Raw genomic sequence first — 8140 nt, forward strand, 5'->3', positions numbered from 1 at the left:
CCCAGCTGGCGTGGTGGCTGCTATGGCCGACCGTGTTGTCGCTGCTGGCCTGGCACCTCGGAGGTCGCTTCGCGCTGGCCCAAGGCTGGGTCGGTCTGCTGCTGGCATTGCCCTGGCTGCTGTTGGCGGTGCTGTCGCTGCGGCGGTGGTCGTGGCTGGCGCAACCGCTGGGCGCGGCGTTTGATCGCTGGCGACCTGCGTTGCAGGCGGCGGTATTCGGTGTACTCGGCCTGTGGTGGTTGACCGCCCTGGTCAGCGCTGGCGATGCCGCGCCGTTGCCGTGGATCGTGGGATTCAATCCGCTGGAGCTGGCGCAGATCGCGGTGCTGGTGCTGGCGGCGATGCGTCTGTGGCAAGGGCACAAGCAACGCAGTGTGCCGGCGCAGCTGGTCGGCATGGCGCTGGCCGGGCTGGTGCTGGTCACGGTGATGACGCTGCGCGCGGTGCACCACTGGGGCGGTGAACCGTGGAATGAGCGTCTGCTGGGCGGCCAGCTGGCGCAGACCAGTCTGACCGTGGTGTGGAGCCTGCTGGGGGTGGTCGGCTGGGTCTCCGGTTCGCGCCGCGGGCAGTGGGGACTGTGGTTGGCCGGTGCCATCCTGATGGCGGTGGTGCTGATCAAGCTGCTGCTGATCGACCGCGACAACCTGGGCGATCTGCTCGGTATCGGCGCGTTCATCGCCTACGGCCTGTTGTGCACGCTGGTGGGTTGGCTGGCGCCGGCACCGCCGCGTCGCGCATCGGCAATCCCGAACAACGACGAGGACCCGTCCGCATGATCAAGCGTTTGCTGTGGCTGGCCCTGCTGCCGATGAGCGTGCAGGCCGCCGATGATTTCGCCGCCCAGTGGCCGTTGCGGTTGTCCCAGCCCGACGCCGGTGCTTACCGCGTGCCGCTGGAAGCTTCGGTGTATGCCGCCGCCTATTGGCGCGATCTGCGCGATGTGCGGGTGCTCGATGCCGACGGCAAGCCGGTGGCCAGTGCGGTCTACGCGGCGGCCACGCCGGTGTCCGGGCTGCCGCGCATGGTCGAGCTGCCGTGGTTCGCGTTGCCGGTGGCGGCGACCACCGCCGATGACGATCTGAGTGTGGTGGTGCAACGCGACAGCGGCGGCAAGCTGCTGTCGATCCGCAATTCGGTCGCGGCCGGCGGCAATGTCGGGGCGGCAGATCCGGTCTGGCTGGTGGATCTGGGCGAGGACGCCGGCAAGCTGCGCGCGCTGCATGTGGACTGGGCCGATCCCGGGGCGACACTGGATCTGGGCTATCGGCTGGAAGCCAGCGACGACCTGCGTGGCTGGCAGGTGCTCGACCCGCAGGTGCGTCTGGTGCAGCTGAACAACCAGGGCCGCGCACTGCGCAGCAATACTCTCAAGGTCGTCACGGATCTGCGCTACCTGCGGCTGGTGCCGCTGCAGCGCAGCGGTGCCCCGGCCTTGCGCGGTCTGCGCGGTGAACTGGTCGATGCGGTGGACAGCGGCGACTGGCAGTGGCTGGAACTCACGGCCGAGGCCGGCGGCAACGCCAAGGACGGTTACCTGTACCAGTTGCAAGGCCGGGTGCCGGTGCAGCGGCTGGATGTGCGGATGCCGGCCAACAGTGCCGTGAGCTGGAGTGTGTCCAGTCGCGATCCGGATCGGCCCGGTGTCGATGGCCGCACGCCGGACTGGCAGCGGCTGACCGCAGGCTGGAATACCTGGAGCCTGAGTGAGGGGGGCACCCAGCAGCGCTCGGCGCCGTTGGAAACCTCCGGCACCCTCACCGATCGCCAGTGGCGGTTGCAGGCCGAACCGGGCTCCCTCCCCGCCGGGGCGCCGCTGCTGCGTCTGGGATATCGGCCCGGCAGCGCGGTGTTCTTGGCGCAGGGACGTGCCCCCTACCTGCTGGTGGCCGGCAGTGCGAATGTGGCCGCCACGCATGCCGCCCTCGATCCGATGCTCGATGCCCTGCGCGCGCGTAATGGCAGGCAGTGGCAACCGGCCACGGCGATGCTGGGCGAGCGCGCCGTGCGTGCCGGCGATGCCGCATACCAGCCGGCCAAGCCGCCGCACGACTGGAAGAATCTGCTGCTGTGGGCGGTACTGGTGCTGGGTGCGCTGGCGGTCGCGGGGTTCGCGTTGAGCCTGGTGCGTGGCGGTGGCGAGCAAAAGAAACAGGATTGAGGGGGCGGGCCCTGTGCCGGCGGGGGCTGTGCGGCTTCAGCGGGCGTCGAAGTCCCGCTGCAACAGACCGTAGAAGGCGGTATCGCAAAGCTCGCCGTTCACCCGCCAGCGTTCGCGCAGCAGCCCCTCACGGACGAAGCCCAATCTCTCCAGCAACCGGCACGAGGCGGTATTGCGCGGATCGGCATCGGCCTCCACGCGGCGCAGCTGCAGCCCGTCAAACAGATGGCGAAGGATCAGGCGCAGCGCTTCGCTGGCCAGTCCGCGGCCCTGCCAGTCGCGGTGCAGGCTGTAGCCGATCTCGGCCCGGCCCTGATCCGGGTCGATCGCGAACACCGCGCTGCTGCCGATCAGCCGGTCGCTGCCGGCATCGGCAATCGCCCAGATGAGGATCTGCTGCTCGCGGCGCTGGCGCTTGATCTCGGCGATCTTGGCCTGAGCTTGTGCCAGCTCCGTCCAGGCCGGGTAGCTCCAGTAACGCATCACCACCGGATCGGAATGGATGGCGAACAGCGCCGGGGCATCGTCGGGGCGGACTTCGCGCAGCCGCAGCCGCGCGCTGTGCAGCTCCGGTTGGAACAGACGTGTCTGCATCGCAATGACCTCCAGTTTGCCCCGGTTGGCAGGGCGGGCGAAAATGCCGGACTACCCCACCTGCGGAGCAGATCCTGCCATGTCCATCGTTCGTATGACCGACCTCGACCTTTCCGGCAAGCGTGTATTGATCCGCCAGGATCTGAACGTGCCGATCGACGGGGACGGCAAGATCACCTCCGAACAGCGCATCACCGCCTCGCTGCCGACCCTGAAGCTGGCGCTGGAGAAGGGCGCCGCGGTGCTGGTGACCTCGCACCTGGGCCGCCCCAAGGAAGGCGTGTGGAGCGCCGCTGATTCGCTGGCGCCGGTGGCCAGGCGCCTGTCCGAACTGCTGGGCGTGGACGTGCCGCTGGTCAAGGACTGGGTGGACGGCGTGGACGTGGCCCCGGGCCAGATCGTGCTGCTGGAGAACTGCCGCATGAACGTCGGCGAGAAGGCCGACGATGAAGCCCTGTCGAAGAAATACGCCGCGCTGTGCGATGTGTTCGTGATGGACGCCTTTGGTACCGCGCACCGCGCCCAGGCCTCGACCCACGGCGTGATCCGTTTCGCCCCGGTTGCTGCCGGTGGCCCGCTGCTGATGGCCGAGCTGGACGCGCTGGACAAGGCGCTGGCCAACCCGGCGCGCCCGCTGCTGGCGATCGTGGCCGGCTCCAAGGTCTCGACCAAGCTGGAACTGCTGTCCAGCCTGGTCGGCAAGGTCGACCAGCTGATCGTCGGTGGCGGTATCGCCAACACCTTCATCGCGGCCGAAGGTCATGGCGTGGGCAAATCGCTGGTCGAGAACGACCTGCTTGATACCGCACGCAAGATCGACGCCGACGCCAAGGCGCGCGGCGCCGAGATTCCGCTGCCGACCGACGTGGTGGTGGCCCCGGCCTTCGCCGCCGACGCCCCGGCCACCATCAAGCCGGTGGCTGCGGTGGGCAGCGATGACATGATCCTGGATATCGGCTCGGCCACCGCCACGCAATACGCCGAGCTGATCGCCAAGGCCGGCACCGTGGTCTGGAACGGACCCGTAGGCGTGTTCGAGTTCGACGCGTTCGGCAAGGGCACCGAGGCGCTGGCGCGCGCCATCGCCAGTTCCAAGGCGTTCTCGATCGCCGGTGGCGGTGACACCCTGGCGGCGGTGGACAAGTACGGCATCGCCAAGGAAGTGAGCTACATCTCCACCGGCGGCGGTGCGTTCCTGGAGTTCCTGGAGGGCAAGACCCTGCCGGCCGTGGCCGCGCTGGAGGCCCGCGGATCGTGAGCCGCGATGTGCTGTTTTTCGATCTGGATGGCACCCTGATCGAATCGTCGGTGGGCATCACCCGTTGCGTGGCCTATGCGCTGGAGAAGATGGGCCAGCCGGTGCCGGCGGAGAACGAACTGCGGCGCTGGATCGGTCCGGCGCTGCGTACCAGCTTCGCGCCGGTGTTCGGGGATCGGCAGCAGGTCGAGCAGGCGGTGGAGCTGTACCGCGAGCGCTTCGACAGCGACGGCTGGAAGGAGCACGAGATCTATCCGGCGTCGGCGAGGTGGTGCGTTCGTTGAAAGCCGCCGGCCACCGCCTGGCCGTGGTCACCGCCAAGAACGAGCCGCACGCGCAGCGGATCGTCGCGCATCTGCCGTTCGGTGACTGCTTCGAGGACGTGATCGGCGCTACCCCGTGTGGAACGCGCAGCCACAAGCCGGAGCTGGTGGCCGAGGCGCTGGGGCGGCTGTCACTGCAGCCGGCCGATTGCTGGATGATCGGCGACCGCCGCATGGATATCGAGGGCGCCCGCCACCATGGCATGCGCAACATCGGGGTGCTGTGGGGCTTTGGCGGGCGGCAGGAACTGGAGGCCGCCGGCGTCCACGCACTGGCCGCAGCTCCGGAGGATATTCCGCTGCTGCTGCAGGCCTGATGGAACGCAAAGCGCCGGCGCGAGCCGGCGTTTTGCTTGGTCGCTTGCGCACGGTGGGACGATTCGCTGAAAAAGAGGGATGAGGTGCGATGTCTTTGTTGTCCGGCCGGTGTCAGATGGATGTCTCGCGGGAAGGGGCTGATGGCCTGACGGGACTTCTGTCGTTTACACCTGACCGGCAAGGGTCAGGGCGGTGTCGCATACGGGCGTGGTCGAGGACGTGCGATGGCGTACGCACGCCGATGTCTGGCCAGGCTGTCTTTGCTGTCTGTGGGACATCGCGGGATTTGTCAGGCGACACTCGCCGCGACATCGTTGTCATAGCGCGAATATGCTAATTTCGATGGTCTTTCAGGGAGACTCCACACAATGATCGAACGCCAGCGCCGTACCAAGATCCTCGCCACCCTCGGGCCTGCAACCGACGCGCCGGGCGTGCTGGACGATCTGTTCCGCGCCGGCGTGAACGTGGTGCGTCTGAACTTCTCCCACGGTGATCCTTCCGGTCAGGCCAAGCGTGCCGCCGAAGTACGCGCCGCCGCGGCCCGCGTCGGTATGGAAGTGGGCATCCTGGCCGACCTGCCGGGCCCGAAGATCCGCATCGAGCGCTTTGCCGAGGGCAAGGTGCAGTTGAAGGCGGGTGACCGCTTCGACCTGATCGCCAGCGAAAATGCCGGGCCGGGCACGGCCAGCCAGGTGGGCGTCAGCTACCTGGGGCTGCCGCAGGACGTGGGTCCGGGTGACGTGCTGCTGCTGGACGACGGCCTGATGCAGCTGCAGGTGGTCGAGGTGCAGGGCGAGCGGATCATCAGCACCGTGCTCAACGACGGCGTGCTGTCCGACCGCAAGGGGCTGAACAAGCAGGGCGGCGGCCTGTCGCTGGGCGCGCTGACCGAGCGCGACAAGGAGCTGATTGGCATCGTCGCCAAGATCGGCGTGGACTTCATCGCCGTGTCGTTCTGCCGCAACGCGCAGGACATGAACGATGCGCGTGAAATCGCCCAGTCGCATGGCTGCTATGCCGCGCTGGTGTCCAAGATCGAGCGCACCGAGGCGATCGAGAACCTGGAGGAGATCGTCGAGGCCAGCGACGTGGTGATGGTGGCCCGTGGCGACCTCGGTGTGGAGATCGGCGATGCCGAACTGCCGGGCCTGCAGAAGAAGATCATCAAGGCCTCGCTGGCGCAGAACAAGGTGGTCATCACCGCCACGCAGATGCTGCAGTCGATGGTCGAAAGCCCGATCCCGACCCGCGCCGAGGTGCTGGACGTGGCCAACTCGGTGATCGACGGCACCGATGCGGTGATGCTGTCTGCCGAAACCGCGGCCGGTGCCTATCCGGTCAAGGCGGTCGAGGCGATGGCCCGCATCTGCCTGGGGGCCGAGCGCCAGTTCCAGACCGAAACCGACTTCAACGCCTCGCCGCGCAACCTGCAACGGGCCGACCAGGCCATCGCCATGGCCACGATGTTCCTGTCCCAGCACGTGGGCGTGCGCGCGATCGTGGCGATGACCGAATCCGGTGGTACCGCGCGGTTCCTGTCGCGTTTCCGCGCCAAGTCGCCGATCTTCGCGGTGACCCGCCACGATGGCGCGCGCCGGCAGATGGCGCTGATGCGCGATGTGTTCCCGATCAATTTCGACAGCCGCGGCCTGACTCCGCGCGAAGCCGCCCGCGGTGCAATCCGCCTGCTGGTCGAGGCCGGGCAGCTGCAGGCCGGTGACCGCGTGGTCTTCACCAGCGGCGAGCACATGGAAACCCTGGGCGCGACCAATACCCTGCGCCTGCTCGAAGTCGGTGCCGACGGCCGCGCCAGCGGCCTGGGCGACCTCTGACGTCATGCGTCACCGCTCCGGTCAGGAAGCTGATCGGAGCGGACAGGTTTTGTCCTGTCGGGACGGGACGAAACCCGCGCCAGACCCTGCGGGCGACCAGCCCGCAGGGCGGGCGGGCTATAATCGCGGTTTTCCCGCACTCCGTCACAGGTAAAGAGATGAGCATCGAACTGCTGGCTGAAACCGCCCAGGCCATGGTTGCCCCGGGCAAGGGCATCATCGCCATTGACGAATCCACTGGCACCATTGCCAAGCGTTTCGCCAGTGTCGGGATCGAGAACACGGAAGAGAACCGCCGTGCCTACCGCGAGCTGCTGCTGACCACGCCGAAGCTCAACGAGCACATCTCCGGCGCGATCCTGTACGACGAGACCATCCGCCAGTCGACCAAGGACGGCGTGCCGTTCGCCAAGTACATGGCCGACCACGGCATGATCCCGGGCATCAAGGTCGATACCGGCGCGCATCCGCTGGCCGGCTGCCCGGGCGAGATGGTCACCGAGGGCCTGGACGGCCTGCGCGCGCGGCTGCAGGAGTACTACAAGCTCGGTGCGCGTTTTGCCAAGTGGCGTGCGGTGATCAACATCGGCGAGAGCATCCCCTCGGGCACCTGCATCGAGGTCAACGCCCACGCGCTGGCCCGTTACGCCGCGCTGTGCCAGGAAGCCGGCCTGGTGCCGATGGTCGAGCCGGAAGTGATCATGGACGGCGACCACGACATCGAGACCTGCTACGAAGTCACCGAGGCCACCCTGCGCGCGCTGTTCGATGCGCTGTACCAGCAGAACGTGGTGCTGGAAGGCACCATCCTGAAGGCCTCGATGGTCATCTCCGGCAAGGGCTGCGACGAGCAGGCCGATGTCGAGGAAGTGGCCGAATCGACCGTGATGTGCCTGAAGTCGGTGGTGCCGGCGATCCTGCCGGGCATCGTGTTCCTGTCCGGCGGCCAGAGCGACGAGCAGTCCACCGCCCACCTCAATGCCATGAACCAGCTGGGCACCCTGCCGTGGCCGCTGAGCTTCTCCTACGGCCGTGCCATGCAGCAGGCCGCGCTGAAGTTGTGGGCCAAGGACATGAAGGCAACTACGCCGCTGCGCAGAAGACCGTGTACGAGCGTGCGAAGGAAAACGGCCTGGCCGCACTGGGCAAGTGGGAAGGCTGACCGCCTCTTCCGTGTCCTGAAACAGCGAAACGCCGGCCCTGTGCCGGCGTTTTCGTTTTTCCTTCCCGGCTCCTGGCTCAGGTCGCGGCCGCCAGACCCTGCATCAATGCCGAGCTGCCCCCGCTGCTGTCGATCTGGCCGCTGCGGTTCAGGGCCTGCTGGTAGATCTTGAATGCCGCCGCGTTGTAGGCCACCAGGATGATGCGCAGCGGGCGGGTATGGCTCTTCCGCCAGGTCAGCGTTTCGGTCACCGCGATATCGGCGGCCTGGTGTAGCGGGTAGCCGTACACGCCACAGCTGATGGCCGGAAACGCGATCGATTGCAGCTCCATCCGTTCGGCCAGGCGCAGCGACTGCCAGTAGCAGTTGGCCAGCAGCGCGGCCTCATCATGGCGGCCGTCGCGCCATACCGGGCCCACGGTGTGGAACACATGCCGTGCCGGCAGCGCATGGCCGCCGGTGGCGCGGACCTCGCCGGTGGGGCAGCGG

6 protein-coding genes and 2 pseudogenes are annotated in these 8140 nt (G+C 67.7%); 6 read left to right on the forward strand and 2 right to left on the reverse strand.

The features are described from left to right. Both JCM9942_RS07365 and JCM9942_RS07370 read left to right on the forward strand, forming a co-directional pair. Positions 1-779 (forward strand): DUF2339 domain-containing protein (locus tag JCM9942_RS07365; protein WP_157722812.1); only part of this gene is annotated, 779 nt, incomplete at its 5' end. Further along, a complete protein-coding gene (locus JCM9942_RS07370) occupies positions 776-2161 on the forward strand; it encodes a DUF3999 domain-containing protein (RefSeq protein WP_054658798.1) in 1386 nt (461 codons plus the stop codon). The genes JCM9942_RS07365 and JCM9942_RS07370, both read left to right, overlap by 4 nt. Positions 2162-2197: 36 nt before the next feature. Here JCM9942_RS07370 and JCM9942_RS07375 read toward each other — a convergent pair whose 3' ends face one another. Further along, complete coding sequence (locus tag JCM9942_RS07375) at positions 2198-2755, reverse strand: GNAT family N-acetyltransferase (RefSeq protein ID WP_089153149.1); 558 nt, start codon at positions 2753-2755, stop codon at positions 2198-2200. 79 nt (positions 2756-2834) lie between these two features. On the opposite strand from JCM9942_RS07375, the gene JCM9942_RS07380 reads away from it, so the two are divergent. From JCM9942_RS07380 to JCM9942_RS07395, 4 genes and pseudogenes are all read left to right on the forward strand, one after another. Next, positions 2835-4013, forward strand: a complete 1179-nt coding sequence (locus tag JCM9942_RS07380) for a phosphoglycerate kinase (RefSeq protein ID WP_054658802.1) — start codon at positions 2835-2837, stop codon at positions 4011-4013. Beyond that, positions 4010-4653, forward strand: a pseudogene (locus JCM9942_RS07385) (HAD-IA family hydrolase). The gene JCM9942_RS07380 and the pseudogene JCM9942_RS07385 overlap by 4 nt, the downstream one beginning before the upstream one ends. A 369-nt stretch (positions 4654-5022) precedes the next feature. Then, positions 5023-6489, forward strand: a complete 1467-nt coding sequence (gene pyk, locus JCM9942_RS07390; RefSeq protein ID WP_054658804.1) for a pyruvate kinase — start codon at positions 5023-5025, stop codon at positions 6487-6489. A 158-nt stretch (positions 6490-6647) separates the two neighbouring features. Beyond that, positions 6648-7651: pseudogene (locus JCM9942_RS07395) on the forward strand (class I fructose-bisphosphate aldolase). Positions 7652-7728: 77 nt separating this feature from the next. On the opposite strand, the gene JCM9942_RS07400 reads toward JCM9942_RS07395, so the two are convergent. Beyond that, positions 7729-8140, reverse strand: a 412-nt coding sequence (locus JCM9942_RS07400) for a macro domain-containing protein (protein WP_172675068.1), incomplete at its 5' end; no start/stop codon positions are given.

The organism is Stenotrophomonas pictorum JCM 9942 (assembly GCF_001310775.1).
GTDB classification, from domain to species: domain Bacteria; phylum Pseudomonadota; class Gammaproteobacteria; order Xanthomonadales; family Xanthomonadaceae; genus Stenotrophomonas; species Stenotrophomonas pictorum.

Coding starts and splice junctions, on each gene's coding strand:
- JCM9942_RS07370 (WP_054658798.1), top strand. CDS start 776: ATGATCAAGCGTTTGCTGTGGCTGGCCCTGCTGCCGATGAGCGTGCAG.
- JCM9942_RS07375 (WP_089153149.1), bottom strand. CDS start 2,755: ATGCAGACACGTCTGTTCCAACCGGAGCTGCACAGCGCGCGGCTGCGG.
- JCM9942_RS07380 (WP_054658802.1), top strand. CDS start 2,835: ATGTCCATCGTTCGTATGACCGACCTCGACCTTTCCGGCAAGCGTGTA.
- pyk (WP_054658804.1), top strand. CDS start 5,023: ATGATCGAACGCCAGCGCCGTACCAAGATCCTCGCCACCCTCGGGCCT.